Source organism: Intrasporangium chromatireducens Q5-1, from assembly GCF_000576575.1.
In the GTDB taxonomy this organism is placed as follows: Bacteria; Actinomycetota; Actinomycetes; order Actinomycetales; family Dermatophilaceae; genus Intrasporangium_A; species Intrasporangium_A chromatireducens.
This window is the reverse complement of sequence record NZ_AWQS01000037.1, coordinates 1-26,403: the sequence shown is the minus strand read 5'-3', so window position 1 is coordinate 26,403 and position 26,403 is coordinate 1. Positions and strand designations below refer to the sequence as shown.

23 protein-coding genes are annotated in these 26,403 nt (G+C 68.9%); 10 read left to right on the top strand and 13 right to left on the bottom strand.

What is annotated here, in order from left to right; genetic code table 11:
* Nucleotides 1-15 precede the first annotated feature (15 nt).
* The 11 genes from N864_RS06935 to N864_RS06885 all read right to left on the bottom strand — a co-directional run bounded on the left by N864_RS06935 (nt 16) and on the right by N864_RS06885 (nt 12,278).
* Nucleotides 16-813: a CoA transferase subunit A gene (locus tag N864_RS06935; protein WP_034714964.1), complete on the bottom strand. Its 798-nt coding sequence runs from the start codon at nt 811-813 to the stop codon at nt 16-18.
* 27 nt (nt 814-840) lie between these two features.
* A complete protein-coding gene (locus N864_RS06930; RefSeq protein ID WP_034714962.1) occupies nt 841-1,413 on the bottom strand; it encodes a carboxymuconolactone decarboxylase family protein in 573 nt (190 codons plus the stop codon).
* The gene (locus N864_RS06925) at nt 1,410-2,093 is read right to left on the bottom strand and encodes an SRPBCC family protein (protein ID WP_034714960.1); all 684 of its coding nucleotides are present in this window, start codon (nt 2,091-2,093) and stop codon (nt 1,410-1,412) included. Before N864_RS06925 ends, N864_RS06930 begins: the two co-directional genes overlap by 4 nt.
* 10 nt (nt 2,094-2,103) lie before the next feature.
* Nucleotides 2,104-2,952, bottom strand: a complete 849-nt coding sequence (locus N864_RS06920) for a cyclase family protein (protein WP_051518292.1) — start codon at nt 2,950-2,952, stop codon at nt 2,104-2,106.
* 30 nt (nt 2,953-2,982) lie between these two features.
* Nucleotides 2,983-5,319, bottom strand: a complete 2,337-nt coding sequence (locus N864_RS06915) for a xanthine dehydrogenase family protein molybdopterin-binding subunit (protein WP_155892849.1) — start codon at nt 5,317-5,319, stop codon at nt 2,983-2,985.
* Nucleotides 5,316-5,798, bottom strand: coding sequence for a (2Fe-2S)-binding protein (locus N864_RS06910; protein ID WP_034714955.1), 483 nt, complete (start codon nt 5,796-5,798; stop codon nt 5,316-5,318). The genes N864_RS06915 and N864_RS06910 overlap by 4 nt, the downstream gene beginning before the upstream one ends.
* Entirely contained in the window at nt 5,795-8,266 is a 2,472-nt protein-coding gene (locus tag N864_RS06905) for a xanthine dehydrogenase family protein molybdopterin-binding subunit (protein WP_051518291.1), read from the bottom strand. The genes N864_RS06910 and N864_RS06905 overlap by 4 nt, the downstream gene beginning before the upstream one ends.
* The gene (locus N864_RS06900; protein WP_034714953.1) at nt 8,263-9,141 is read right to left on the bottom strand and encodes an FAD binding domain-containing protein; all 879 of its coding nucleotides are present in this window, start codon (nt 9,139-9,141) and stop codon (nt 8,263-8,265) included. The genes N864_RS06905 and N864_RS06900 overlap by 4 nt, the downstream gene beginning before the upstream one ends.
* Complete coding sequence (locus N864_RS23565) at nt 9,138-9,983, bottom strand: carbon-nitrogen hydrolase family protein (protein WP_051518290.1); 846 nt, start codon at nt 9,981-9,983, stop codon at nt 9,138-9,140. Before N864_RS23565 ends, N864_RS06900 begins: the two co-directional genes overlap by 4 nt.
* Nucleotides 9,980-10,786 (bottom strand): cupin domain-containing protein, encoded by an 807-nt coding sequence (locus N864_RS25625; protein WP_034714951.1) that lies wholly within the window; start codon nt 10,784-10,786, stop codon nt 9,980-9,982. Before N864_RS25625 ends, N864_RS23565 begins: the two co-directional genes overlap by 4 nt.
* 151 nt (nt 10,787-10,937) lie before the next feature.
* Nucleotides 10,938-12,278 carry a uracil-xanthine permease family protein gene (locus N864_RS06885; protein ID WP_205620879.1) on the bottom strand — a complete coding sequence of 447 codons (1,341 nt, stop codon included), beginning with the start codon at nt 12,276-12,278 and terminating at the stop codon, nt 10,938-10,940.
* A gap of 299 nt (nt 12,279-12,577) precedes the next feature.
* Between N864_RS06885 and N864_RS06880 the strand changes: the two genes are divergently transcribed.
* From N864_RS06880 to N864_RS06845, 8 genes are all read left to right on the top strand, one after another.
* A complete protein-coding gene (locus tag N864_RS06880) occupies nt 12,578-13,579 on the top strand; it encodes an aromatic ring-hydroxylating dioxygenase subunit alpha (RefSeq protein ID WP_051518289.1) in 1,002 nt (333 codons plus the stop codon).
* The gene (locus N864_RS06875) at nt 13,576-14,580 is read left to right on the top strand and encodes a PDR/VanB family oxidoreductase (RefSeq protein WP_051518288.1); all 1,005 of its coding nucleotides are present in this window, start codon (nt 13,576-13,578) and stop codon (nt 14,578-14,580) included. The genes N864_RS06880 and N864_RS06875 overlap by 4 nt, the downstream gene beginning before the upstream one ends.
* Nucleotides 14,581-14,694: 114 nt before the next feature.
* A complete protein-coding gene (locus N864_RS06870; RefSeq protein ID WP_034714949.1) occupies nt 14,695-15,729 on the top strand; it encodes a BMP family ABC transporter substrate-binding protein in 1,035 nt (344 codons plus the stop codon).
* An 11-nt stretch (nt 15,730-15,740) separates the two neighbouring features.
* Complete coding sequence (locus tag N864_RS06865) at nt 15,741-17,309, top strand: ABC transporter ATP-binding protein (RefSeq protein WP_240474244.1); 1,569 nt, start codon at nt 15,741-15,743, stop codon at nt 17,307-17,309.
* Nucleotides 17,306-18,397 carry an ABC transporter permease gene (locus tag N864_RS06860; RefSeq protein WP_034714947.1) on the top strand — a complete coding sequence of 364 codons (1,092 nt, stop codon included), beginning with the start codon at nt 17,306-17,308 and terminating at the stop codon, nt 18,395-18,397. The genes N864_RS06865 and N864_RS06860 overlap by 4 nt, the downstream gene beginning before the upstream one ends.
* Nucleotides 18,373-19,263 carry an ABC transporter permease gene (locus N864_RS06855; protein WP_051518286.1) on the top strand — a complete coding sequence of 297 codons (891 nt, stop codon included), beginning with the start codon at nt 18,373-18,375 and terminating at the stop codon, nt 19,261-19,263. Before N864_RS06860 ends, N864_RS06855 begins: the two co-directional genes overlap by 25 nt.
* A gap of 69 nt (nt 19,264-19,332) precedes the next feature.
* A complete protein-coding gene (locus tag N864_RS06850; protein WP_081793468.1) occupies nt 19,333-20,106 on the top strand; it encodes a cysteine hydrolase family protein in 774 nt (257 codons plus the stop codon).
* 114 nt (nt 20,107-20,220) lie between these two features.
* Entirely contained in the window at nt 20,221-20,862 is a 642-nt protein-coding gene (locus N864_RS06845) for a helix-turn-helix domain-containing protein (RefSeq protein WP_034714945.1), read from the top strand.
* On the opposite strand, the gene N864_RS06840 is transcribed toward N864_RS06845, so the two are convergent.
* Both N864_RS06840 and N864_RS23560 read right to left on the bottom strand, forming a co-directional pair.
* Nucleotides 20,846-22,204, bottom strand: coding sequence for a hypothetical protein (locus N864_RS06840; protein ID WP_051518285.1), 1,359 nt, complete (start codon nt 22,202-22,204; stop codon nt 20,846-20,848). The two genes, N864_RS06845 and N864_RS06840, sit on opposite strands and share 17 nt — an antisense overlap.
* Entirely contained in the window at nt 22,198-22,506 is a 309-nt protein-coding gene (locus N864_RS23560) for a hypothetical protein (protein WP_051518284.1), read from the bottom strand. The genes N864_RS06840 and N864_RS23560 overlap by 7 nt, the downstream gene beginning before the upstream one ends.
* A gap of 514 nt (nt 22,507-23,020) precedes the next feature.
* Here N864_RS23560 and N864_RS06835 point away from each other — a divergent pair.
* On the top strand, nt 23,021-25,219 hold the full coding sequence (locus N864_RS06835) for a hypothetical protein (protein ID WP_155892848.1): 2,199 nt from the start codon (nt 23,021-23,023) through the stop codon (nt 25,217-25,219).
* A 237-nt stretch (nt 25,220-25,456) separates the two neighbouring features.
* Nucleotides 25,457-26,224 (top strand): group II intron reverse transcriptase/maturase, encoded by a 768-nt coding sequence (locus N864_RS06830; protein ID WP_051518283.1) that lies wholly within the window; start codon nt 25,457-25,459, stop codon nt 26,222-26,224.
* Nucleotides 26,225-26,403 lie beyond the last annotated feature (179 nt).

Here is a 26,403-nt window from a genome sequence, read left to right as displayed (position 1 = left end):
GGTCAAGGCCATCGCTCAGCCCTCCTGGCTCGTCGTGGACTGGGGACGTGGTCGCACGGTGTGCCGCTCGATCCGCTTGGTGGCGGCCTGCTCCGGGGTCAGCGGCAGCACCCGCTGGACGAAGATGCCGGGCAGGTGGACCTGGTCCGGGTCCAGCTCGCCGGGCTCGACAAGCTCCTCCACCTCGGCGATGGTGAACCGCCCGGCCATGGCGCACAGCGGGTTGAAGTTGCGCGCCGACTGGTTGAACACGAGGTTGCCGTGCCGGTCACCCCTCTCCGCCCGCACCAGCCCGAAGTCCGGCCGCAGCGCCGTCTCGAGGACGAACGTCCGCATCTCCCCGTCGACCTCGAAGTCCTGGGTCTGCTTCGCCGGGGAGGACGCCACCACGTTGCCCGCCGCGTCGTAGCGCCACGGCAGGCCGCCCTCGGCCACCTGCGTCCCCACCCCGGTCCGGGTGAAGAACGCCGCGATGCCCGACCCACCGGCGCGGAGCCGCTCCGCGAGGGTGCCCTGCGGGGTCAGCTCGACCTCGAGCTCACCGTGCAGGTACTGCCGCTCGAACTCCTTGTTCTCCCCGACATAGGAGGCGACCATCCGCCGGATCCGCTTGTCCCTCAGCAGGACTCCGAGGCCCCAGTCATCGACGCCGCAGTTGTTCGAGATCGCCTCGAGCCCGTCCACGCCGGCGTCATGGATGGCCTGCATCAGCACGCTCGGGATGCCACACAACCCGAACCCACCAACCGCCATCGACGCCCCGCTACCGATGCCCTCGATAGCCTCCTCAGCAGAGCGCGCAACCTTATCCATCTCCTGCTCCCGTCCATCCGTCCCTGGTCAGTGTCCGGCGGGCACACCGACGTTGAACACGCGCATCATCGAGGCCAGCGTGCGGTAGTAGCCCGCCAGCACGGTGAGCTCGACCAGGACCGGCTCGCCGAGCACGTCTCGGTAGCCCGCATAGTCCTCGTCACTGATCTCGGCGTCGCGCAGCAGCGCCTCGGTGAACCGCGCCACGGCCTCCTCGGTCGGATCCGCCGAGCCGAACCGGCCCTCTCGCAAGGCGGTCAGCTCCTCTTCGGTGAGCCCGACCGCGCGACCGACCGCCTCGTGGGCATACCACTCGAAGGCGCTGTCCTCGGCGACACCGACCTGCAGGATCGCGATCTCGCGGCACCGGGCGCTCAGGGTCGTGCGGTAGCGCACCGCGGCACCGAGCTCCTGCAGGGCCAGGCCGAGGCCCGGCTGGTGCAGCATGATCCCGAAGGGCCCGTTGAGGGCGCCCTGCCGGTCCTTGAGCTCAAACAGCTGCGGCCCTGCCGCACGGGGTCCGCCCGCGATCGCGTCGTAGACCGCGGCCTGCTCGGCCGTCAACTGGTCCGGCGTGAGCCGGGGCAGCCGCTCGCTCACCGCTGACCCCGCTTCCGTGGGTAGGCCCGCGCGACCAGGTAGCCGAGCGCGAAGAAGAGCACCGGCCGGCCGATCTCCTTGAGCAGGCCGGGACCGATGAGCTCCATGACGTTTAGGTCGCTAGAGACCGGCGGGGCCGCGACCGGGCGCGTGGCGGCCGGGGCAGACGCGCCGCTTGCACCCGGCCCGGCCGCTGCGGTGACGGCGCCCGCCGGGGCGGCGGCCGTCGTGCCGCCGCCCATGATCTCGGCACTGAGGTTGGTCGTGAACTGGCCGATCATCCGGTTGCTGACGTCCGCGATCGCGCCCCGGCCGAACTGCGCCATCCGGCCGCTGATGTCGAGGTCGGTGTCGACGAAGACCCGGGTCGAGGTCGGCCCGAGCGGCTCGAGGCGGGCTCGGATCGTCGCGTTGGCTGCGGCCGCGCCTTTCGCGTCCTTGCCGGCCATTGAGATGGTCGCGCTGTGTGCCGCATGGTCCTGCTCGAGGAACTGTGCTGTGCCGGCGAAGTGGGCTCCGATGGGGCCCACCTTGATCTTGACCGTCCCGAGGTAGCGGTCGCCGTCCCGGCCGGTCATTGCGGCACCCGGCATGCATGGGGCGACCCGCTCCAGGTCGGTCAACAGGGCCCAGGTCTCGTCGGCACTCGCGTCGACGACGAACTCGTTGCTGAGCTGCATGATGGAGTCCTCATCCCTCGTTCTGGAACGAGCCGGAGGCGAGTCCCTCGATGACCTCGTCGGTGCCGATGTCGAAGAAGGCCATGATCCGGCAGGGGCACGCTTCGCCGCCCTCGATCTTCCACGGGAACGCGCCGATCACCGCGCGTCGGTTCAGCACCGACTTCAGGTCACCACCGACGTTCTCTGCGTGGATGCACCCGTCCTGGAAGGCCAGGTGGTGCATCGGGAAGATGTCCGACTCGATCTCCCGTCCGGACATGTGGTGCGTGTACGTGTAGTCGCCGCCGAAGAACTCCGAGTAGCTCATCCCGACGTGCTTCTCGAACCGGGCCAGCAGGTCCGGGCGCATGTTCCGGATCGTCGTGTTCATCGGGTGGTCGCCCGACCCGGCATCGATCCCCCACCAGCGGATCTCCATGTCCGCCATCCACCGGGCCAACCGCACGCTGCCGCCCGGGTGCATCGTGAAGTACCGCACCAGGTCCTGCTTCGGCATCCCCTGGTAGTAGTCGATGAACCCGGTGTGGATGATCAGGATGTCGCCCTTCTTCACCTCCACCTTGCTGGTGATGTGCTCCGGCTCGATCAGCCCCCAGTCCTCGACCTCATCGGACACATCGACGATCGCGCCCGCGTGGATCAGCTTGTCCAACGGCAACGACGCCATGTCCAACCCGCCGTCCGTGCCATGCATCGGACCATCCAGGTGCGTCCCGCTGTGCAGCGACGTCTCGATCTTCTGCGACACGATCTGGTTCGTCTGCAGGTTCTGCGTGTAGTACAGCTTCCCGCCCGGGTAGCCCACCCAGCCCGGCGTGTGGATCCCCCAGGGGTGAGTCAGGTCAACGATGCGCATGTCGGTTCTCCTTCTGTGTTGTGGTGCAGGTCAGTGGTGCGTGCCGGTCGTGGCGAGGTGCGCCCGGATCAGGTCCGGCCGCACGGGGGTGCGGGTGACGAAGCCGGGCGACTGGAGGGCGTCGTCGATGGCACTGGCAATGCAGGCCGCGGCAGCGGTGACGCCGCCTTCGCCGGCGCCCTTGATGCCCAAGGGATTGAGGGGGCTGGGTGCGTCCTCGGTGACGAGCACGTCGACCGGTGGCATCTCGTGCATCGTCGGCATGAGGTAGTCCATGAACGTGCTCGCCTGGGGCTGCCCGGCCTCGTCGTAGCGGAACTCCTCGAGTAGCGCCCCACCGAGCCCCTGGGCAACACCGCCGGTGATCTGGCCCTCGACGAGGGTCGGGTTGAGCGCCTTGCCGACGTCATAGCCGACGAGGTAGCGCTCGACTGTGGGGCCGCCCGTCTCCCGGTCGATGCGCACGACGCTGACGTGCACGCCGTACGGGTAGGTCATGTGGTCGCAGTGGAACCACTCCTCGGCGAGCAGGCCCGGGGTGAGGCCGAGCCGGTTGGCGTGCTGCGGCTCGAGCAGCGCCGCGACCTCACCGAGGCTGATCCTTGCGTCGGCGTTGCCGACCACCTGGATCCCGCCCTGGACGACCTCGAGGTCGTCCGGGGAGATCTCGAAGTGCTCCGCCGCGACCGTGAGGGCCTTGACCCGGACCGCCTCGGCTGCCTTGAGCACGGCCGAGCCGGCCATGACGGACTGCCGGGTCGCGAACGCCCCACGGCCATACCCGAACCGGTCGGTCTGGCCGCGCACGGCGCGCACCCGGTCGAGGTCGACGTCGAGCACGTCCGCGACCACCTGGGTCAGGACGGTGTCGACGCCCTGCCCGACCGATGAGGTGCCGGTGGTCACCGTGACCGCCCCGGTGGTGTCGACCTCGACCTCGGCCCCCTCGTAGGGTCCGAGCCCACTCTTCTCGACGAACCAGCCGTAGCCGATGCCCACGCACTCACCCGCGGCCCGCCGCCGCTGCACGTCCGCGCGCAGCCGGGCGAGCTCGAACCGCTCCTCGAGCTTGTCCATGAGCAGGGCGTAGTCGCCCGAGTCGTAGATCAGCTCGGTGCCCATCGCCTGGATCGGGCGCTGGTAGGGCATCTCCTCGACCGGGATGAAGTTGCGGCGCCGCACCTCGAGCCGGTCGAGGCCCAGCTCGTTCGCGATCTGGTCCATGAGCCGCTCCCGGGCGAACGTCCCCTCGTAGCGGCCCGGTGACCGGTAGGTGCCGGCGGGCGTCTTGTTGGTCATCCGGATCCGGCCGCTGACCCGGTAGCTCGCGACGCGGTACGGGCCGGGCAGCATCGAGGCGGTCAGTGACGAGACGGTCGCGGAGTGGGTGCGCACATACGCCCCCTGGTCGGTCCAGAACTGCCCGTCGAGTGCCGTCACGACGCCGGTCTCGTCGACCGCCGCGCGCAGCACGTGACGCTGGTCGCGGGAGTGGTTCGTCGAGACGAGGTCCTCCTGCCGGTCCGCGATCCAGCGCACCGGCCGGCCGAGACGCACCGCGGCGAGCGGCACGAGCACGTCCTCCGGGTAGAGCTCGCCGCGCGGACCGAACCCGCCGCCGACGTGACCCTCGCGCAGGTGCACGTCCCGCGGGTTCCAGCCGATCATCCGCGCGATCGCGTCCCGGTTCCAGAACGGCACCTTCGCGGCGCCGTCGACGACGAGCACGCCCGTGCTCGGGTCGACCCGGGCGCTGACCCCGCGGCACTCCAGCGGCACCCCGGAGTGGCGCCCGATCGTGACGTCGACCTCCACGACCCGGTGGGCGGCGGCGAACGCCGCTGCCACGTCGCCGTATTCGAGCCGGATCTCGGCCGACTCGCTCCCGAGACCCATGGCGATCTCGCGCTGGGCACCCCAGCTCGCCTCCTCGGCGGTGAGCCACGGCACGACGTCGCCGCTGCCGTCGAGGACGGCGGGCAGCGGGTCGATGTCGACCTCTACGAGCTCGGCGGCGTCCTCCGCGACATACTCGCTCGACGCGAGGACCACGGCGACCGGCTCGCCCACGTAGCGCACCCGGGTGCGGGCCAGCACTGGTTGACGGTAGGGCCGCTGCTCGTCGAGCGCGGTGAGCCGGAAGTCGATCGGGGGCAGGTCGGCGACGTCGACGGCCGTCCACACCGCGGCGACCCCGGGCACGGCGAGCGCCGCCGTGGTGTCGATGCCCCGCAGCAGGCCGTGCGCCACCCCGGCCCGGACCACCCGCAGGTGCAGCTGCCCGGACACCGTCGAGTCGGCCGCGAACCGGCCCCGGCCGCGGAGCAGGACCGGGTCCTCGACGCGTCGTGCGGATCCGCCGATCACTCGCGCATCGCCTCCGCCGCACACTGGGTCGCCTTGAGGATGTTCTGGTAGCCGGTGCAGCGGCACAGGTTGGACGAGAGCGCCTCGACCAGCTCCTCCTCGGTCGGCTCCGGGTTCTCCTCGAGCACCCCGGCGGCCAGCATGAGGAAGCCCGGTGTGCAGAAGCCGCACTGCAACCCGTGGTTGTCCCAGAACGCCTGCTGCAGCGGGTGGAGGGTCTCGTCGTCGGGGGCCAGGCCCTCCACGGTGCGGATCGACATGCCCTCGCACTGCACCGCGAACATCAGGCAGGCCCGGGCCGGCTTGCCGTCGACGAGGATCGTGCACGCGCCACACACCCCGTGCTCGCAGCCGAGGTGGGTGCCGGTGAGTCCGCAGTCCTCACGCAGCGCGTCGGCGAGGGTTTTGCGTGGCTCGACCTGGATCTCGTGCCGGTCACCGTTGACGAACAGGCGCAGCGGAACGGTCGGACTGGTCATGGCTTCCCTCCGGGGACGGTGGCGGGCGTGGGCGTGGGCACGGACTCGGCCGAGGCTGTGGTGGCTGATCCGGCAGCGGCAGCGGGCGAGCGTCCCTGCCGGTGCTCCTGCGAGCGCTCCGTGGCGCGGCGGATCTCCTCCCGGATCCGGGCCGGGGTCGCCGGCATCCGGTTGACCGCGATGCCGAGCGGCGTCAGCGCATCGGTGATCGCGTTGAGGACTGCGGCGGGGGCGCCGATCAGGCCGCCCTCTCCGACGCCCTTGGCGCCGGTCACCGTGAAGTCGGAGGCGGTGTAGAGGTGCTCGATCTCGATCCGCGGCACCTCGGCGAGGGTGGGCGGCAGGAAGTCCATCAGCGAGGTCGTCACGAGCACGCCGCGTTCGTCGTAGATCAGCTCCTCCAGCAGCGCGTTGGCGATCCCCTGCACGACGCCGCCGTGGATCTGGCCGTCGACGATCGCCGGGTTGACGAGCACCCCGGCGTCCTCGACGACGAGGAACCGGCCGATCGTGACCTCGCCGGTCGCCGGGTCGACCTCGACCTCGACGGCGTGCACCGCGTTGGAGAACGTGCCGAGCGGGTTGTAGAGGGCGCTCTGCTCGAGGCCGGCCTGCTCCCCCTCGGGCAGGGTGTGCGAGCGGTGGTATGCCGTGCGGGCGATGTCCGCGATCGACACCGCGGCCCCGGCGCCGCGGACCCGGGCCCAGCCGCCGCGCAGCTCCACGTCCTCCGGGGCGCACTCGAGCAGCTCGGCGGCGATGCGCTCCATCCGCGGGCGCAGGGCCGCCCCGGCCATCCGCGCGGCGCCGCCGGCAATGACCATGGCGCGGCTGCCGAAGCTGCCCCAGCCGTATGGCGTGGCGTCCGTGTCCGAGTGCACGACCCGCACGACGGCGGGGTCCACCCCGAGCTCGTCGGCGACGACCTGTGCCAGCGTGGTGCGCAGCCCCTGGCCGTGGGGCGACGCGCCGATCCGCAGCACGACGTTGCCGGACGGGTCGAACGCGAGGTCCACCTTCTCGTAGCCCGGGGTGATTCCCATGGAGCGCGCGGCGAAGACGGGCACGCCATACCCCGTCCGTTCTGCGAAGCAGCTGAACCCCAGCCCGAGGTAGCGGCCCGCTGCCCGCGCGGCGGCCTGCCGCTCGCGGAAGGCGGGCACGTCGATGGTCTGCGTCGCCGTGGCGAGCGCCTCGAGGTGCGACGACGGGTCGATGACCATCCCGGTCGGGGTCGTGTGCGGGTAGTCGCGGATCAGGTTGGTCTGCCGGATCTGCACCGGGTCGAGCCCGAGCTGCGCCGCTGCGGTGTCCATCAGCCGCTCCATGGCGAGGGTCTGCACGGGGCGGGAAACGCCGCGGTATGGCGCGATGGGGCACTTGTTGGTGATGACCCCGCGGGAGCGGACGGAGTATTCACCTACGGCGTAGGGGCCGGGCAGCTCGGCGAAGGCCATGAGGGGCTCGACCCCGAACGTGACGGGGTAGCAGGAGTAGGCGCCGACGTCCGCGACGAGGTCGGCGCGCAACGCGACGAGCTCGCCGTTCGCGGTGAAGGATCCGGTGAGCTGGTATTCCTGCTCGCGGCTGTGCCAGGAGGCGAGGAAGTTCTCCTCGCGGGTCTCGACCCAGGCGATGCTGCGACCGAGTCGGCGCGCGGTGTGCACGAGGACGAGGTCCTCGCGGGCGAGGGACATCTTGGCCCCGAAGGCGCCGCCGACGTCGGGGGCCACGACCCGCAGCAGGTCCTCGGAGATGCCGAGGGTGTCGCAGATCCCGGTGCGGATCACGTGCGGCATCTGGGTGGTCGTGTGCAGCGTGATGCGGCCGCTCGCCCGGTCGATCCCGACGTGCGAGGCGCGCGCCTCCATGGGCATGGCGCTCTGGCGGGCGGACTCCACCGTGAGGTGCACGTGGTGCTCCGCGGCGGCGACCGCGTCCTCGAACCCGGGGGTCGTCAGGCGCGCGTCGATGACAGTGTTGGGCTCGCCCGGGAACGGGCCGGGGTGCACGAGCGGCGCGTCCGGCGCGGTGGCCTGCCGGACGGTGAGGACCGGGTCGTGCGGCTCGATCTGCACGTCGACGAGCTCGGCGGCGTCCTCGGCCTCGGCGGGGGTCCGGCCGAGGACCATCGCGACCGGCTCGCCGACGAACCGGACCACGTCGATCGCGAGTGCCGGCATCGGGGCCGGCACGTAGTCGGGGCGGTGCAGCACGGGGCTGACCTGCGCCACCCCGGCGAGGTCCTGGGCCGTCACGAGCGTCACGTGCGCGGGGGCGGTGACCGAGACGAGCCGGCCGGCCGCGATGGGGCTGCGCACGAAGACGGCGTAGTGGCAGGCCCGGTCGCGGGCGGCGATGTCGGCGACATAGCTGCCCCAGCCACGGAGGATGGCCGGGTCCTCGACGCGCCGGATCGACTGGCCGACCCAGTTCATCGGCTCGGTCGACGTCGCGGGCGCGCTCACCGGCCACCGCCCTGGCTGATCGCCCGCGGCAGCAGGGCCCGGACGAGGTCGCGTCGGTAGTCGCCCGTGCCGTGGCTGTCGGTGGGCGGGTCGACCTCGTCGGCCGCTGCCTCGGCCGCGGCCTGCACCAGGGCGGACCCGCCGGCGTCGTGCTCGGGCCAGGCCGCGCCGGTCAGCACCGCCTCGGCGGCCGCGCTGCGGAAGGGGATGTCGCTGACCCCACCGATGCAGACCCGGGCCGAGGTGACCGTCCCGTCGGTGACCGCGACGTCGGTGGTCACCGCGACGATCGCGAAGTCGCCTGCACGGCGGGCGAACTCGGCGATGCCGGCCGTGTGGGTGTCGTCGAGCACCGGCAGCGAGACGGACAGGAGCAGCTCGTCCGGCTCCATCGCGGTGGTGAAGATCGACTGGAAGAAGTCACGAGCGGGTATGGTGCGCTCGCCCCGGGCCGCGCTCGTGACGACGATCTGCGCGTCGAGGAGCGTCGCGACCAGGCACCACTCCGAGGCGGCGTCGCAGTGGGCGAGGCTGCCGCCGAAGGTGCCGCGGGTACGGATCGGCAGGTGGCCGACCTGGTGCGCCGCGGACCGGAGCAGCCGGGTGAGCGGGTCCGCGCCGGGCAGGTTCTGGACGGTGAGGTGTCGGGTGCGGGTCCGGATGACGAGGTGGCCGTCGACCCGCTCGACGCCGTCCAGCCCCGGCGCGTCGTTGATGTCGACCAGGCGGCTCGGCCGGGCGAGCCGGAAGTTCATCATCGGCACGAGGCTCTGCCCGCCGGCCAGCACCTTGGTCTCGTCCGGGTCCGCGGCCAGCTCGACGAGCACCTCGTCGACCGACCGGGGCCGGACGTAGTCGAACGCAGCAGGCTTCACAGCAACTCCTCATCGATCTGCAGCCGGTAGACGTCGGTCCGCCGGTCCTCGCGCGGCCGGATGCGGGGACCGCGGACCCAAGACTCCCGCACCTGCTCGGGCGTGATCCGGGCGGTCGCCCGGTCCGCGCCGGTCCGGGACAGCGGCCCGGCAACGAGCCGCCCGCGCGCGTCCACGGCGATGGACCCGCCGAGCGGTCGCACCCCGTCCTGGCCGGGGCCGGACGCCTGGGAGACCGCGACGACGGCGACCTGGTCGAGGTTGGCCTGCATGACGACCGCCTCGGCCTGCTGCACGAGGCCCTCCGCGGGCACGGCGCTGTCGAAGCCACCGACCCAGGCCGCGGGGGCGATGACGATCTCGGCCCCCTTGAGGCTGAGGGCCCGGAGCACCTCGACGAAGCGCAGGTCGTAGCAGACACAGACCCCGAGGACGCCGTGCTCGGTAGCGACCACCGGCAGCCTGTCGCCGGGGGTGTAGGCGAGCTGCTCCGTGTCGAACAGGTGCAGCTTCCGGTAGGTCAGGAGCGGCCCGTCCGCCCCGACGACGACGACGGAGTTGAACAGCTCCTGCCCGTCGCGCTCGGCGAACCCGACGGCGACGAGCCCGCCGCGGCGCTGCGTCAGCGCGGTGAGCTGGCCGACGAGCGGACCGTCGAGCGGCTGCGCGTGCCGGGCCGCCAGGTCCGGGTCGGTGACGTAGCCGGTGTTGGCCAGCTCGGGGAAGACCACGATGCCGGCGCCCTCGTCCAATGCCCGGTCGGCGCGCGCGAGGATCTCGGCGGTGTTCTCCGGGACCGCGCCGATGGCGGGGGCGGTCTGCTCGAGGGCGATCAGGGTCATGCCAGCGCCAGCCTCGTCGCGATCTCGTCGACGTCGACACCGACGGCGCGCAGCATGTCGAGGTCGGCCGGGCAGGGCCCGCCCACCGAGACGACGCGCTCGCCGAGGTCGGCGGCGACGGCGTGCCAGACCCCGGGCGGGATGGTCACCGCGTCACCGGGCCCGAACGGGATGCGCACCCCGTTCGTGACGTCCTCGGCCGTGCCGCGGCCCTCGAGGATGAAGATCGTGTCCTCGGAGTAGGCGTGCACGTGCTCCGTGTTGCGCTCACCCGGCTCGAGCACCACGTAGTTCATGTTCGCGCTGACCGCGCCGGCGCCGTACCAGACGACGAGCCTGGCGTCCGCCGAGATGAACGGCACCATCAGACCCGGCTCGTCGCGGTGGTAGAAGGACAGCCCCTCGGGACCCCGGTCCGTCTCGGGGCCGGCACCGGCCATCCCGAACTGCTCGTCACACGGGGCCGGGCCGCCGACGATGGTGGCCGAGCCGACGGAGGAGAGGGCATAGCGGGTGCCGGGTGCGATGTGGACCATGCCGCCCGCGACGACGTTGGTCGCGGCGGCTCCGGCAAGAACCTCGATCGACCCGTCTACGACGTAGTAGACCGCCTCGTCCGAGTGGCAGAGCGGAACCGTCCGGCTCAGGGACTCGAGGCGCAGGTGGTAGAGGCTCCGCAGGGAGCAGCCCATCCCGGCCCCGACGACCTCACGGCACCAGCCCAGTCCCTCGATGACCGGCAGCGCCGGGCCCCAGTCCTGCTCGGTGATGACGCGCAGGCCGCCCTCGGTCCCCTTGACCATGATCCACTCCTTGGTTGTTAAGTCGATTCAGTTGTTCAATCGAGTCAGCTGTTCAGTCGATTCAGCTGTTCAATGCAGCAGTTCAATCGATTTCGGTGTAGTTGAAAGGCATGTACCGGGTGGTGGCGCGACCGGCGCCGCGCCCGACCGGTCAGGACAGGGTCGGCCCGACGGGGGCTCGACGGTCCTGGACCGGGTCCGCCGCGTCGGCCGGGGCCGGAGGCAGCAGGCGCCGGATGCCGTGGTTGACGACGAGGTGCAGGACGAGCAGGAGCGCGACGCCGACCATCATCGGGTTGGTCACGATGCCGGCGAGGGCGGGTGGCAGGGCCGCCACGATCTCGTCGGGCAGGAACAGGGTGCCGAGGGCGATGATGAAGGCCGGCGCTGCCACCATGAGGTTGAGCTCGTCCCAGACCACCTCCCCGAGCAGCTGGATCCCGGACAGCGCGATGATCCCGAACAGCACGGTCGAGGCCGCGGCCAGGACGGGGCCGGGCAGGCCGGCGACGAGCAGGCCGACCTTGGGGATGAAGGCCAGCACGACCGCCATGATCCCCGCGCCCATCGTCACGAAGCGGCTGCCGATCCCGGAGACACGCACGATGCCGGCGTTCTCGGGATAGGACGTCGTGCCGATCCCGCCGCAGGCCGCCCCGACCACCGAGCCGAGGAACTCCGTGAACAGCCCGCGATTGGTCCGCTCCACGTCCACCTGCTCCCCACCCCAGCGGCCGATGAGCTGGTACATGCCCATCGACTCGGTGCCGGCCTGCAGGAAGGCGAGCAGCATCAGCCCCACGGCAGCGGCGTCGACGCCGAAGCCGAAGGGCAGCAGCTCTGGCGCACCGAGCATGGGCACGGCGCTGAGATCGGGAATCTCCCACAGCCCCAAGGAGGCTGCCAGCACGGTGCCGGCCAGGATGCCCCAGAAGATTGAGGCCCGGCGCAGCACGCCGCGACCGCCCAGGATGGTGCACGCCATGACGGCGAGCACGGTGCAACCGCTGACGAGCAGCAGCGGCCAGCCGTGTCCGGGCGCACCCGGCTGGCCGAACCAGCCACTTAGCCCGATCGTCGCCAGCTGCGCCCCGATGATGACGAACAGGGTGCCGAAGACGATGGGGTGAGCGGCCACCGCGGCGACCCGGCCGAAGAGTCCGCAGCGACGCAACGGCAGGCTGAGCAGCGCGAAGACGAGACCGGCGACCATCATCGAGCCGAACGCGGTGCCCAGCCCGAAGTTCTGCGCCGAGGCGATGATCGCGACCATGAAGGCCGCGGTGGGACCCTGCACGATGGGCAGCCGCAACAGCCGGCTCGACTGCAGGATCGTGATGACCCCGGTCATCAGGAAACAGCCCTGGGTGATCAGGCCGACCTGGCCTGGGGTCAGCGACAGGGCCTGCCCGATGATGCCCGGGAAGAGCCAGATCCCGGTGAGCGCGAGCAGGTGCTGGGCACCGAAGAGGGCGGTCCGTCCCGTGGGCAACCGCGCATCGAACCCGACCGTCAGGGGAGTGCTCGGAGTGCGGGGGTCCAACATCCGGATCTCACTTCCTCACTTCGTTGTGATCGACGACGAAACGCGGCCGCCCGGCGCCGGGTACCGGCGGCCGACTGGCGGCCAGTGTGCCCTAGGTGTTGAACAAATTTCAAGACTATTGACGTCCCGACCTTGTTCACCTAGGCTCCACCGACATCAATTCCTGTGAAGTGCGACACGCGTCCCAGGCCCCACGAGGACCCCGACCTGTCGCCCGCGAAGCGCTCAACGAGGAGGAACGCAGGATGGTTGCAGAAGCGACGCTTGCCCTGGGGAAGTACTGGCACCCGATCGGTCGGAGTGAGGACGTCACGGACAAGCCGGCCCGGTTCCGTCTGCTGGACGACTTCGTCGTCGCCTTCCGCCACGAGGGCCAGTTGGCGGTGTTCAAGGACATGTGCGTCCACCGCGGCGCGGCCCTGTCGCTCGGCTGGGTCAAGGACGGCACCCTGGTGTGCCCCTACCACGGCTGGCAGTACGACACCGACGGCCGGTGCGTCCGGATCCCGTCGCGTCCCGAGAACCAACCCATCCCGGAGCTGGCCCATGCCGTGGCCTACCGGTCGCAAGAGCGCTACGGCCTCGTCTGGGTGGCGATGGAGGAGCCCGAGCTCGACATCCCGCCCTTCCCCGACGACTGCTTCGACGCCGAGGGATGGACCTCCTTCCTCTCGTACAAGGAGGTGTGGCAGACCTCGGCGGCGCGCACCATCGAGAACTTCATGGACTTCTCGCACTTCCCCTACGTGCACCCGGGCCTGCTCGGCACCGAGGAGAACGCCGAGGTGGAGCCCTACAAGGTCGTCAAGACCGACGACGGGCTGCGCTACGTCTTCGAGCAGGTCGAGCCGAGCGACCTCTACGGCAAGGGCGGCACGGCGGTCGTCGAGTACGAGTACATCATCCACATGCCTTTCTTCATCCACCTGAAGAAGCGGGTCAAGGAGACCGACGAGACGACGATCATCACGCTCGTCACCACGCCGCTGACCGAGCACACCAGCGAGCTCTACGTCTGGATCGTCCGCAACCACAGCCACGACACCCCGGACGCCGAGTTCGGCGACTTCACGGTCCAGATCATGCAGCAGGACCACCCGGTCGTGGAGAGCCAGCGGCCCGAGGGGATCCCCGACTCCCTTAAGGAGGAGCTGCACCTCATGCCCGCCGACAACGCCTCCCTCGTCTACCGGCAGAAGCTCCTCAAGATGGCCAAGGTCGAGCCGCTCGGGCCGTACGGGGCATGAACACCATGGCCCTGGTCCGGCCGGTCGTCATCGCCGACAGCAGGACACCGGCCGACGGCATCCGCTGGCTGCGCCTCGTCGCCGCAGACGGGGGCGACCTGCCCGGCTGGGCGCCGGGGGCGCACCTCGACCTGATCCTGCCCTCCGGCCTGGTGCGGCAGTACTCGCTCTGCGGATCGCCCACGGACCGCCGGTCCTACGAGATCGCGGTGCTGCGCGAGCCGGCCGGACGGGGCGGCTCGGCGGAGGTGCACGACGACCTGCACGTCGGTGACGAGGTCCGGATCGCGGGGCCTCGCAACCGGTTCCCGCTCGAGGACGCGGCGTCATACGTCTTCGTGGCGGGGGGCATCGGCATCACGCCGCTGCTCAGCATGATCCGCGAGGCGATCCTGCGCGGTCGCGACTGGCGGCTCGTCTACGGGGGTCGGACGCGAGCGTCGATGGCCTTCCGGGACGAGCTCGAGGCAGCGCACCCCGACCGGGTGACCATCCTGCCGCAGGACGAGGTCGGCCTGATCGACCTCGAGGCCCACGTTGCGCCGCAACCCGGCGCGCTCGTCTACTGCTGCGGCCCGGAACCGCTGCTCGCGGCGGTCGAGGACCACTGTGGCCGCCGCTGGGCGCCGGGCAGCCTGCATGTGGAACGGTTCATCGCCGAGGCGGCGGGTCCTCCGCCATCCGCCGACGCACAGACCCCGTTCGAGGTGCAGCTCGGGCTGGACGGACCCGTGCTGACGGTGCCCGCGGACAAGTCCATCCTGCACACCCTGCTCGATGCCGACGTCGACGTGCTCTACTCCTGCGAGGAGGGCACGTGCGGCAGCTGCGAGACCCAGGTCCTCGCCGGCGAGCCCGACCACCGCGACACCCTGCTCGACCAGTCCAGCCGCGACAACGGCTGCATGCTCATCTGCGTCTCCCGCTGCGCCGGCGCCCGCCTCGTCCTCGACGTGGACCCGCCGGACGACCTCACCCACCGGGCTGCCGACTCGGCCTGAGCCGAGCACCATACGCCCTCGTCCCGGCGGTCGCGGACTCCCGTGCCGACCCGCCGCTCTGCGATCGACCCCATTTCACCCCTGCCACGTGGCCCGGCCAACCAAGGAGCCAACATGAAACCCACCACCCGCATGCTCGGCGCACTGTCATTCGCCGCAGCCCTGACCCTCACCGCGTGCTCGAACTCCGCCACCCCGGGACCAGCCGCAGGCAACGGCGACGGCGACGCCGTGCACGTCGGCCTCATCCAGGAGGCCCGGCCCGACGTCGAGCCGTGGAGCCTCTCCTGGCACGACTCCATCGAGTCGCTCAAGGCGAAGAACCCCGGGATGAAGGTCACCGAGACGTTCGACGCGTATGACGCGACGCGGGCCGAGCCGGTCATCCGCCAGCTGCTCGACTCCGGGGCCAGCGTCATGGTCCTGTCCACCTTCGTGCTGACCGACGTGGCCAAGACCCTCGCGCCGGAGTACCCGAAGGTGCCGATGGTGCTGACCTCGTTCGGCACCATGCAACAGCCGAACCTCTCCTCCGCCACCGCCAGCTACCTCGAGATCGGCTACTCCAGCTGCTGGCTGCTCGCCAAGCTGGCCAAGGACGGTCAGGTCGGCGTGGTCGGAGCCCAGGAGGCACCCTTCGAGGTCGAGTCCGAGGAGGGCTGCCGGCTCGGCGCCGAGGCCGCCCACCCGGGCGCGAAGGTCACCGTAGTCAACAGCAACAGCTTCACCGACGCCCAGGCCAACCGGGAGCAGGTGCAGAACCTGCTCGACCGCGGCATCGACAACATCTTCCTCGTCTCCGGGACCGAGGACACCGTGGGCGGCTTCCGGCTCTGCGAGACCGCCAAGGCACACTGCGTCACCTGGGGTGGCGACGGCCGCAAGTGGGCCCCGAAGGCAGCCGTGCTGACCGTCGAGCTGGACTGGAGCAGCCTGCTCGCCGACCTCACCGAGCAGGCCCGCACCGGCAAGCTCGAGGCGAAGTCGTGGAACCTGACCTACGGCAACAAGGGACTCAAGGCCACCGGCATCGACGAGGCGGCCGACGTGTCGCCTGAGCTGCGCACGGAGTTCACCACCATGCTCGCCGGCCTGGCCGACGAGTCGATCTCCTTGCCCGCCAGCAAGGTCCACCCCGGCCTCCGTTAGGACGCACCGTGATGCATGCTGCCAACTCCGTGGCCATCGTGGACCGCCCCGCGGCCACGCCAGCCGTCGCCCTGAAGCACATCAGCAAGACCTTCGGCACCAACGCCGCCCTCACCGACGTGACCGTGGACCTCCGGCCCGGGGAGGTGCACGCGCTCGTCGGCGAGAACGGCGCCGGCAAGTCGACCCTGATGAAGATCCTCGCCGGCTACCTGCCCGCAGACACGGGCGAGCTCGAGGTCGACGGCCGCGCCGCCCCCGCCGACAGGGTGCTCTCCGGGCCACGCGTCGGGGTCGGCTTCGTCGAGCAGGAAGGCGGCCTCATCCGGGAGCTCACCGGAGCCGAGAACCTCATCCTCGCCGAGGGCACCGGGTTCCTGGCCGACCGGGCAGCAGCCGGAGCCCGGATCCGGGAGCTGGGCAACCGGTTCGGCGGCGCGGTCGACCCCCACGTCCCCGTCGAGCTGCTCGCGGTGGGACAGCGGCAACGCCTCGAGATCCTGATCATGCTCGCCCGCGGCGCTGACGTGCTCATCCTCGACGAGCCCACGGCGGCCCTCGGCATCGAGGACGCAGCGATCCTCACCGAGATCATCGAGCGGTTCACCGCCGACGGGGGCGGCGTTTTCTACATCAGTCACAAACTGCACGAGGTGATGAGCATCGCGGACCGCATCACCGTGCTGCGCGGCGGCCGCGTCGTCGGAGGGCATGCGGCCGACCAGGTCGAGGTCGCGCAACTCGCCGCGGACATGGTCGGCCAGCGGGTCGCCGGTGACGAGAACCGGAACGGCAACGGGTCCGACAGTGCCGAGCTGATCGAGGTCGCCCTCGGGGAGGAGCGGGCGCGCACCACCGCCTCGGCCAGCCACGAGGTCGTCGGCACCCTCACCGGGGTCTGCGCCCCGGCACCATACGTCGGCGAGTCGGCCCTGCACGAGCTCGACCTCGTCGTGCGTGCCGGCGAGGTGGTCGGGGTGGCGGGGGTCGTCGGCAGCGGCCAGTCGACCCTCGCCCGGGTGCTGGCCGGGCTGTTGCGACCCAGCACCGGCACGGCCCAGCTGCCCGACCGGGTCGCCTATGTGCCGGAGCACCGCCACGACGACGCCGTCGCGCTCGAGCTGAGCGTGCGCGACAACGTCGTGCTCCACTCCCACCGGCGCCGGGAGTTCTGTCGGGGCCCCTGGTTCCGGCGCGATCGGATGGACCAGCACGTCGAGGAGGTGCTCCGGCGCTCCCACGTACGCGGCGCCACCTTGACCATGCCGATCTCGGGCCTGTCCGGCGGCAACCAGCAGAAGCTCGTGCTCGGCCGCGAGCTCGACGAGTGCCCCACCCTGGTCGTCGCGCACAACCCCTTCCGGGGGCTCGACGTGCGCGCTATCCAGGAGGTCCGGCAGGCCGTGCTCGGCGCCTGCGACCAGGGCGCCGGGGTCGTGATGATCAGCCCCGACCTCGACGAGCTGCTCCAGCTCGCACACCGCATCGTCGTGCTGTTCGCCGGGCGCATCCTCGGCGAGGTCGACGTCGCGGACGGCGACCTCGACCAGCTCGGCCGCCTGATGGGCGGTGTCGCATGAGCCTGCTCTCGCTCACCCACCGCACCCCCCGCCAGGCCTCCTTCGGTCGCGGCCTGGTCAACCTGCTGACCGCCGTCGCCGTGGTCGCCGGGCTCGTCGCCGCCCTGCTCGCGATGGTCGGCGTTGACCCGGCCGGGACCGCGCAGGCGATGTGGAGCGGATCGTTCGGCACCCTCCGGTCCACCGGCGAGACGCTCATCCGGGCCACCCCGCTCCTGCTCATCGCGCTCGCCCTGATCCCGTCGCTGCGTGCCGGCCTCTACAACATCGGCGCTCCCGGGCAGATGGCCTTCGGGGCCCTGGCCAGCACGGTCATCGCGCTGCAGGCCCCCACCCTGCCCAGCGCCATACTCGTGCCGGCGTGCGCCATCGGCGGCTGTCTCGCCGGGGCGCTCACCGCATTCCTGCCCGGCCTGCTCAAGGCCACGTGGCGGGCCAACGAGATCATCACCACCCTGGCGATGAACTTCATCGCGGTCGCCGTGCTCGGCTACCTGCTGACCGGCGTCATGCAGAGCGACTTCGCGAACCTGCCCCAGTCGGACTCGCTCCCGGCTAACAGTGCGCTGCCGACGTTCATCCCCGGCACCCGCACCCACATCGGCCTGCTCGTCGCGCTGCTCGCGGTGCCGCTGCTCTGGGCCGCCGACCGCTCCCGGCTCGGCTACCGGCTGCGCATCTTCGGCGCCAACCCCTCCCTGGCCCGGCAGGCGCAGATCCGACCCGGCCGCTACACGATCTGGCTGATGACCCTCGGTGGGGCCGGCGCCGGCCTCGCCGGCTGGATGCAGGTGGCCGCGCTGGACCACCGGCTCTATGTCGGCATCGCGACCCCCGTCGGGTATGCCGCGCTCTTCGTCGCGCTGCTCGGTGCCCTGCACCCGCTCGGCACCGTCCTCGCGGCACTCGCCTTCGGGGCGCTGCTGCACGGCGGCGACTCCCTGCAGGTGGGCGCCGGCGTCTCCCCCGAGATTGTCCAGGTGCTGCTCGGGCTGATCCTGCTCGCCTACGCCATCCGCGCCACCACCTCCGCTGCCACGGGCACGGAAGGAAGGACAAGGTCATGGACCTTCTGGAAGCGATCCTGAGCACTGCCGTCCGCCTCATGGTGCCCCTCCTGCTCGCCGCGCTCGGCGAGCTCATCGCGCAGCGCAGCGGCGTGATGAACATCGGCCTCGAGGGGATGATCGCCGGCGGCGCCTTCACGGCGTATGCCGTCGCCATGGCCCACTGGGGCCTGGCCGCGGGCACAGTGGCCGCACTGCTCACCGGCGCACTCGTCGCGCTCGTCATGGCCGTCGGGGCGGTGTGGGCACGGGGCAACCAGATCCTCGTCGGCTTCGCGCTGTTCATCCTCGTGCCCGGGATCGCCAACTTCCTCTACGTGCAGATCGGCTGGACCGGCGGCGCTCCCGCGGTGCCGACCGTGACGATCCCGGTCCTCAGCCAGCTGCCCGTCATCGGCCCGGCCTTCTTCGCGCAGAACCTGTTCTACTACGTCGCAGCCGTGCTCGCCGTGGCGGTCTGGTACTTCTTCGCCCGGACCCGCGCCGGGATGACCGTCACCGCGGTCGGCCACAGCCCGACGATCGCGGCCCACCGCGGCACCTCGCCGCGCCGGGTCCGCACGCTCGCCCTGCTCGCGTGCGGGGCGCTCGCCGGGTTGGCCGGTGCGGCAATGTCGCTCGGCTCCGTCGGGTCCTATGCACCGAACATCGTCGGCGGTCGCGGGCTCATCGTCATCGCCATCGTCATCCTCGGCCGGTGGACGGTCCCGGGCGCGATCGCCGGCTCGCTGCTGATCGCCGTCCTCGACTCGCTCAAGCTGAACGTCGCCGAGGGCTCGGTGATCCCGCTGCAGCTCTTCGGGGCCCTGCCGTGGGTTGTCGTCATGCTCATGCTGGTCGTCAGCTATCGCATGCGGTCCAACACGCCACGGACGCTGGCCCAGTAGCCGGTCCGGCTGCCCGATGCGTTTCCGTTCAACCCGACTCACCAGAAGACCGACCTCCCGGAGGCCATCGTGACCTACCAGTACTACCTCTACGGCGAGCAGCAGACGCTGCCCGAGACCCCCGCCTACCAGGCCTACTTCGAGCCGGCCCGCACTGCCGTGGTCTGCGTCGACATGCACGAGGGCCACCTGTCTGACTCACCGGACTGCCCCTGCCCTGCCCCGCGAGGCGTCCCGCTCGTCGAGCCGATCGACGCCTTCCACGACGCGGCCCGGGACCTCGGGGTGCGGATCATCCACGTCCGCACCGGACTGCGGCCCTCTGGGGCGGACGACGTCAACGGCATCCCGAGCGCGTGGCGACTCGGTTTCAGCGCCTTCGTAGGCGGCATCCCCAACATCGACCAGCACGCCATCGAGGGCAGCGAGTGGACCCGCTTCCGGACCCGGGTCGAGCCGCAGGACGAGACGGTCACCAGCAAGAAGCGGCTGTCGGCGTTCTACCCCAGCGACCTCGACTTCCTGCTCCGCCAACTCGATGTCCGCACGATCGCGCTGACCGGCATGATGACCGACTGCTGCATCCTCAGCACCGCCTTCGAGGCGTCCAACCTCAACTACCGCGTCATCACCGTTAACAACCTGGTCGCCGGCACCAACGACGAACTCGAGGATGCCGCGCTCAAGATCATGTCGCTTAACACCGGCCTTGTGATGGACAGCGGCGAGCTGTTGCGGGCATGGCAGGCCACAGGGCCGACGGGAGCTGGCGCGGCAGCGTCCTCGGTCGCCGCGGCCGCTGCGGCGGACCAAGGCCAGGTTCCTTCCCTGGCCGGGAATTAGGAGGCCCCCGTGAGCGAGGGCGGCCGCACGAGTCCCCCAGCAAGCGTCATACCTGCACGTCGTGGCTTAGAGTTCAACAAGACTGAACTCATTCTGCCAGGGGTGTCCACAACGATGACGAAGACCAAGCCGATAAAGGATTCGGCGACTCCCACCAGACTGGATGGGGCGAAGCCCGACCAAGATCGATCCACGGCGGACGGCGACGCGCAGGAGACGATGCGTCTGGTGGGCGCGCAGATCCGGCGCATCCGCAAACGGCGCAACATGACTCTTCAGCAGCTCGGGACCGAGACGGGCATGAGCGTGTCTATGCTGTCCATGCTCGAACGCGGCGTCGCCACCGCATCAATCAGCACGCTCGTCGCGGTCTCCTCCGCACTCGGCACCCACATGTCGGAACTCTTCGGGGCGGGCGCGGAACCCTCCTCTCCTGTGCGACGTCTCGATGACCAGACCGAAGTGGTGACCTCGTCCGGGGTGGTGCGCCGCCTCGTACACAACGACCCGAGTCGTGGCTTGGAGATGGTGATCAACGAGTACGCGCCCGGTACGAGCAGCGGTACAGAACCCGGATTCCATCAGGGCAGTGAGTTCGGGATCGTGCTGGCTGGAACGCTAACCGTGCAGGTCAACGATGACATCCACGTCCTCCGCCCCGGCGACGCCATCCATTACTCGTCGATGACGCCGCACCTTCTGACGAACACCGGCCGAGGCAAGGCGCGCGCCGTTTGGGTCAACCTCGACAACTGACCATACGTAAGTGCGGCCGCAGTTCGATCGCCAATATGCGGCCCCACAGTCGACGGTTGGGCAGTTTCTCGAGCCAGCGCTCCTCTGGGATCAGGCAATCAACGCGAGCCCGCGGGGGCTGCCTGAACGGTCGGCCGGTGACCGGTGTTACCCAGAGGCGCTGTCGTTTCCAACCTCCTCCGCCGTAACGTCGAGGCCGATCTGCTCTCGCCGCGTCCCACTGTGTCCTTTCGCTCGGATTGGCGCGAGAGTCCTGCCAGAGTTCAGGACGGGGCTCGCGGTGACGGGGCCGGTTGGCGCATGCGATCCGCTCTGCGCGACCGCGTCGAACAGTGTCGGCGCGGTGATGACTGGGCGGCTCACGCCGCGGGTGAGTTGCCTTGGATGCGGGTCTTGGCCGAGCCGGTGCCGAGTGCCTCGACGGTCCCGCCGATGGTGAGCTGTTTGACGGTCCCCCCTCATCGACCTCGTAGGTGACCACGTCGTCGCCACGGGTGCGTAGGGCGCCGCCGATGGTCACCGAGTCGATGGTGCCGCCGGGCTTGACGGAGAACGCGGTCGCCTTCAAGGACACCTGGACTCCCTTGACCAGGCTCATGCCCTCACCGCCGGTGGTCTCTACGTCGTGGTGCACGACCAGCGTGCCCAGTGGCTTGGAGACCTGGATGCCGATGGAGCCGTCTCCGGTGGTCTTGATCGAGTGGAAGGAGGCCTGCTTCAGGGACCCGTCGTAGAGGTTGAACCCGCGGGCCCCGGGTCCGGTGGTGAGGATGGGAGCCTGCACCTCGAGGGTGTCGATGTCTCCGAAGTTGACGAAGCCGATTCCCGAGGGGCCGGTCGAGGTGACCTGCGCGGTTGCCACCCAGTGCTTCACATATCCCCAGTTGTCCAGGACCATGTCGTTCTGCCCGTGGGTGGTCACCGTCCCGGCGTTCTCCACCCGGTCCACGCTCGTCCCGGACACGACAAACACCCCGCCGGTGATCTTGTCCGGGGTGCCGGGCGCGATGCCGCCGTCGATGACGACGGTGCCGGTCTGGATCAGGTCGGCGGTGAAACTCCCCCCGGCGCCATGGCCGTCACGGTCCCCGTATCCCGCCACGAACACACGCGAACCACGGACCGGGGTCTGCTCGGTGCCCACCGACACGTCCCGCAGCGTCGCGGTGAACGCGGCCGACGGGTCCTTATGTCGGTTCAACAACGTCAGCCCGCCTTGCAGGACGTCCACGCCGAACCCATGCGGTTGCTCGACCCGCCCGCGCACATCGGCCTCCCGCACATGCAGACCCCGGGCCTCCACGCGGGCGCGCGTCGTGTCGTCGTCGGCCGGGATCAGCACCTGCCGAACGTGGTGACGTTCTCGAAGGCCAACGTGCCGGTGTCCGGCACAGAGGTGTCGTTGTACACGGCGACCTCGTACGGGGTGGTCGTGATCGTGATGTCTCGCAGGGTGTTGTCCCGGTTCAGCCGTACCCCTTTGGCGGTGAACGCCAGCTCCCCGCCGCGCAGGGTGGTGCCCGGAGGGAGCGTGACCGACGGCGAACCGGTGATCGTGCCCTCCACGACGATCTCGCCGACACCGGCGCCGATCGCCTCGGCAAGCCCAGGAGCATCGGTCACCGTGACAGAGGTGGTCATCATGGACCGGTTCTACTACCTGACGCTGACAGTTTCCAGGACAACCCATGGCGTCGTTCCCGGAGATTCTGAGGGAATCCGAGTTGCGTCACACCGCCCAGAATGGGCGCGGCCAGCGACAAGCCACCCAGTATTTGCCCCCGCCACAGTGACCGGGACGAAGTGGACATGGCTCTCGTTCTCCATGACAGGGTTGGCGTCGGTATGAGACCGATATTCGTGTGCGTGAAGAAACCACCCACAAGCGAGACTCGAGTGAAGGTCCCTTTCGGCCGGGACAAGCCCATCTGCCAAAGAGCTGACGCGGCCGCCGCCAGGCGCGAGCCGTCGATCCCATCTGGGTGCGCCAAATGCAGGCGTAGAGGCGCAGAGAGGGCTCAGCCCGGACCGGAGAGTGCCCGGTGTGGGCGTGCATACCCCAACCACTCGGCCACTGGCGCCTGACGGCGCTCGCGACGTCAGAGCGTGGCACGATGGCCTCACCGCGGAAGGCGCGGGAGAACACGGGGAGGCTCTAGTGACCATCGACCCAGACCTGGTAGACATCGCACTTGATCGCGTGAAGGGGTCCACGTTCGAGTCCTTCTCTAACGCGTTCTTTCCGGTTCTCCTCGGTGCCGACTTCAGTCCACTTGGCGGAATGCACGATGGGGGCGCTGACGGGTACGGCGGCGATACGGTCTTTGAGAGAGTCGGACGTACAGGGAACTTCTTCCAGGCCAGTGTTCAGGTGGACGTAAGAGCCAAACTTCGCGCAACGACCCGTCGGCTCAAGGAGTATGGCCGTGAACCACGCATGCTGACCTATTTCACTTCCCGAGTGGTCTCCGCCATCGATGTCTTGGAGGACACCCTCTCGGAAGAGTTGGGTGTATCAATACGAGTCAAGGATGCCGCGTATATTCGCGCTCATGTAAACGACAACGATGTAACGCAGTATGCTTTCGAGAAGTTCTTGCGCCCCGAGGTTTCCTTTCTAGAGCAACTCGGATCCTCGACAATCATTCCTGCGAGCAAGAATGTCACGTCGCCGGCCGTGTTCGTATTTCTTCGCCAAGAGGTCGATAAGTTGGACGGCGACCTGTCGCTTGTCAACTCGGTCACTGACAGCCTCTGTCTTTGGGCCCTGGAGGGTACAGACCCGGATGCCGGCATACTAATGTCAGCTGAGGAGGTCAAGGCAAAGATCCTTGATCAAGTGCCGTCTGCAGAGTCGATCATCCGGGAGAAGGTGGGCAAGCGTCTCCAAGCCATGTCGATGAAGGAATACCCCGGTGGTCGACAGGTTAAGTGGCATCGTCGCGAGAAGAAGTTCGTCCTTCCCCATGAGACGCGCCTGCGAATCGTAGCGGAGAACCAGCGCGATGAGGCCCTACGTGTGCGGGTCCTACGCAGTCTCGCCGACCGAGCCATCTCGCTCGGTGGTGAGATTACGGAAGAGCAGGCTGATCGCGTTGCTGCAATGGCGCTTCGGGCTCTTCAGCAGACCTTTGAGTCCGAAGGACTGGAATTCTCCCATTTTGTGACCAGCGAGGAAGAACTCGAATATCCGCAGATTGGGGATGCGGTCCGCGAAGTGGCCCATCAGATGGCCCAGGGCGCGGAGGACCCAACCATCCTCACCAACCAAGTACTTATGGTGATCCGACAGTGCCTCTATCACAGCCACCCGGATGAGCGCGACTATCTGGGCAGGCTTGCACGGACCTACTCGCTGCTGTTCACGCTTAGTAATGAGCCTAGGCTCGTAAGATACTTTGAACAGATGGGTTCCGACTTCTACCTTTACGTCGGCACCGACATGTTGGTTCGAGCATTAAGTGAGCGCTACCTTCCGCCCGAAAGTCAGCTATGCCGAAATGTGCTTGCCATCGCTGCGCAAGGTGGGGCGAAGCTCGTCCTAACGGAACCTGTGGTGGACGAGGTTTACATGAACCTTAGGTTGTCGGACCTGGAGTTCAGACATCACTTTGAAGCGGTTGAGCACAGGTTGACCGCTGACATGATCCGCGAGGCGCCGATGATTCTTGTGCGGGCGTACCTTTACAACCGGTCGCAACCCTTTGGCCCGGCCAACTGGCCCGCCTTTGTGAACCAGTTCTGCAACCACGCAGATCTGTTCAAACCCGAGGGTCAATTCCAGGTGCAGCACTATCTGCAAGCCACATTCAGCATGGAGTACCGCAGCCGTGCTGATCTCGGGGACCTAGTCGACGCCGATATCGTGGATGCGCTGACGCAGGAGCTCATGTCCGAGAAGCAAAACGCGAATCTTGCATCCAATGATGCGTTGCTGGCGTGTTCGGTTTACGGCCACCGCCAGCGTCGTTCCGAGACTTCGCAGCTAAACGAATTTGGCTTCAAGACTTGGTGGCTGACGAATGAGACGCGAATTCTTCGTCACACTCGCGACTTGGAGCGCGCAAATAGAGGTGCTCGATACATGATGCGTCCCGACTTCCTATTGAACTTCTTCACCTTCGCTCCGAAGGTGAGCGATGTGCGAAAGTCGTTTTCGACAATATTCCCCTCATCACTGGGCATTCAATTGTCCAGACGAATGGATGACGGCGCCTTTCATCGAATAATGGCAGAGGTAAAGGAGGCGGAAGGTTATGAAGAGGGGCGTCGTTTGGCAATAATGGCGGAATGTGCCGATAAGCTAAAGGCTGACTTTGATCGTCGCTATCGATTCGAACTGCGCGAACACAGGTGACAGTCTAGTCTGCGTGTGGATGAAGCATCTACCGAGGAGCGGTCGCTTGTGTGAATCCAAGCAAGAGGGCGTTGAGCGGAACATGCGGTACGCGCACCTGCGCGTCACTTCGCCGCGTGTCGCCCGTGCGATGGTTACCGGATCTGCCGATGTGGGGAGGTGCGCAACCTGGCAGGCCCAAGGGGCGGGTCTTCCCGTTCCTTTTGGGAATGAGAATCCGCCGTGACGGGCTGAACCGTGGAACTGTCTCCCGAAAAGACGCTGATCACGCACGCCCGCACGGGCGCAGCGCGGTTCCTCGGCTACGACATCCGAGTCGGGCACAACCAGCGGTTCCACCGCAACGGCCGTCGCTCGGTCAACGGTGCGATCCAGTTGAGCGTGCCGGACGAGGTGATCCGATCGGCCGCTGCCCCGTACCTGGCCAAGGGGAAACCCGGACGCCGGGCCGCATGGATGAGCCTCGATGACTACACCATCGTGGCCACCTATGGGGCCAAGTATCGGGGCATCGCGCAGTACTACCTGCTCGCCGGTGACATCCGCAAGGTGCACCGGCTGCGGTGGGTCATGGAAACCTCCATGCTCAAGACCCTCGCAGGGAAACACGGCTCCTCGGTATCGAAGATGGCGGCACGCTACAAGGCCAAAGTCATGACACCGAAGGGCCCGCGGACCTGCTTCGAGGCCACCCTCGACCGCGACGGCAGGAAGCCACTGGTGGCACGGTTCGGCGGTTTCCCGCTCGCACGAGCCAAGGCAGCCGTCATCACCGACCGGCCACCCGAGGGGCCGGCACATCCCCGCAAAGAGCTGATCGACAGGCTCCGACGCGGCGTGTGCGAGATGTGCGGGAGCCGCGACAGCGTGAAAGCGCACCACGTCAAGGCCCTCGCCGATCTCGACCGGTCCGAAACCGCACCGGTCTGGGCGCAGATCATGGCCGCACGACGACGCAAAACGCTCATCGTCTGCAGCCGTTGCTTCGACCTGACCCACCGGTAACACGCCGGAACATCGTGCACGTCAACACCATCAGAGAGCCGGATGCCGGGAAACCGGCACGTCCGGTTCGGCGGGAGGCCACGCGGAAAAGGACCCGTCTCGGCGGGCACCTCGCCGCGTGGCCGACCCCACCCGCACCGTGCGTGAGCAGTTCCTCGTCGAGGTCACCGACACCAGCG

Excerpts from the sequence above, each read along its gene's own strand:
- N864_RS06935 (WP_034714964.1), bottom strand. The coding sequence starts at position 813 with ATGGATAAGGTTGCGCGCTCTGCTGAGGAGGCTATCGAGGGCATCGGT.
- N864_RS06925 (WP_034714960.1), bottom strand. The coding sequence starts at position 2,093 with ATGCAGCTCAGCAACGAGTTCGTCGTCGACGCGAGTGCCGACGAGACC.
- N864_RS06920 (WP_051518292.1), bottom strand. The coding sequence starts at position 2,952 with ATGCGCATCGTTGACCTGACTCACCCCTGGGGGATCCACACGCCGGGC.
- N864_RS06910 (WP_034714955.1), bottom strand. The coding sequence starts at position 5,798 with ATGACCAGTCCGACCGTTCCGCTGCGCCTGTTCGTCAACGGTGACCGG.
- N864_RS23565 (WP_051518290.1), bottom strand. The coding sequence starts at position 9,983 with ATGACCCTGATCGCCCTCGAGCAGACCGCCCCCGCCATCGGCGCGGTC.
- N864_RS25625 (WP_034714951.1), bottom strand. The coding sequence starts at position 10,786 with ATGGTCAAGGGGACCGAGGGCGGCCTGCGCGTCATCACCGAGCAGGAC.
- N864_RS06880 (WP_051518289.1), top strand. The coding sequence starts at position 12,578 with ATGGTTGCAGAAGCGACGCTTGCCCTGGGGAAGTACTGGCACCCGATC.
- N864_RS06875 (WP_051518288.1), top strand. The coding sequence starts at position 13,576 with ATGAACACCATGGCCCTGGTCCGGCCGGTCGTCATCGCCGACAGCAGG.
- N864_RS06870 (WP_034714949.1), top strand. The coding sequence starts at position 14,695 with ATGAAACCCACCACCCGCATGCTCGGCGCACTGTCATTCGCCGCAGCC.
- N864_RS06865 (WP_240474244.1), top strand. The coding sequence starts at position 15,741 with ATGCATGCTGCCAACTCCGTGGCCATCGTGGACCGCCCCGCGGCCACG.
- N864_RS06860 (WP_034714947.1), top strand. The coding sequence starts at position 17,306 with ATGAGCCTGCTCTCGCTCACCCACCGCACCCCCCGCCAGGCCTCCTTC.
- N864_RS06855 (WP_051518286.1), top strand. The coding sequence starts at position 18,373 with ATGGACCTTCTGGAAGCGATCCTGAGCACTGCCGTCCGCCTCATGGTG.
- N864_RS06845 (WP_034714945.1), top strand. The coding sequence starts at position 20,221 with ATGACGAAGACCAAGCCGATAAAGGATTCGGCGACTCCCACCAGACTG.
- N864_RS23560 (WP_051518284.1), bottom strand. The coding sequence starts at position 22,506 with ATGATGACCACCTCTGTCACGGTGACCGATGCTCCTGGGCTTGCCGAG.